This is a genomic window from Oleiphilus sp. HI0043 (assembly GCF_001634935.1).
In genome coordinates this window covers 1-1,000 of record NZ_LWEY01000163.1, presented here as the reverse complement: position 1 = coordinate 1,000, position 1,000 = coordinate 1, and the positions used below count along the sequence as shown (strand labels likewise).

Annotated in this window: 1 protein-coding gene; it reads right to left on the bottom strand. The window is 43.8% G+C overall.

The genetic code is table 11. From position 1 onward, the window contains the following. Positions 1 to 1,000 (bottom strand): FAD-binding oxidoreductase (locus A3729_RS03060; RefSeq protein WP_068633132.1); only part of this gene is annotated, 1,000 nt, incomplete at both ends.

The following is a 1,000-nucleotide window of genomic DNA, read 5'->3' as shown; positions in this document are numbered from 1 at the left end:
CACGCCCATTCGACAACCCGCAACGGGTTTTAAACCTTGGTTCTCTGAGATTTCCAGCAGGGTAGCTTTGTCAGACTCGATAAACTGCTGAGGGTCAAAGGTGACTTGCTTTCGAGAGTCCAGGTAATCGACTTGAATCAGTTCATCGGCATCGTCTGCATTCATTCCCTCAAGAGATAAAGGCTGTTGGCCGAAGTATTCAAAGTGGATATCTGCTTCAGGAACCGTATTGGACGTTAGAAGCGATTGGGTAATTTCAATCATTTTCCCAGGCCCACATACGTAAAATTCTTTTTCGCTGATGTCTTCTACAAACATTTCCAGCTGCTGCTGATCTATTCTACCTTGGTGGTCACTATAGATAGTTGTTACCTGCAAACCCTTCGCTTCAAGGTGAGAAAGTTGCTCGGAAAAGAATAGGGATTGGCTATTATTTACATAAAAGAGCAACTGAGCCTGCTTATACCAAGCGTTGCTCTGGTATTCGTTCAGCATTGAAAATATGGGGGTTAGTCCGCTTCCGCCTGCAATAAATACTTTGTCTTTTACTGAGTTGCTTAGTTGGAAATCACCTTGGGCTTCGGATAAGTAAACAGTGTCACCACTTTTCAAAGCTTGGTTGAGCCATGGCGTTACAGCACCTTCTTCATTTGCGCGTATGGTTAAGGTGATTTCACCTGTGCGAAGAAAGTGTTTAGGCGAGCAGGAAAGACTAAAGGTACGTGTTAGCATTGCGCCATCTTTTTCAACGCTTAGCTGTACATATTGTCCGGCACTAAAACCAGCCCATTTTTTTTCTGGCCTTAAAGTCAGCGTGTAGATGTCATCTGTTTCATTTTTTATGAAGAGTACTTGAGCACTAGTTCTTCCGTGACGCCAATTTGGGCGAAACACCTGAATAATGGGCTCTAAAAAGACACCAAAGCTATCGGTATTGGTAAGTTGGCGGCTTAAGAAGCCAATAGCTTTCTGAGCGATTGTTTGCGATTCTGCTATAGGG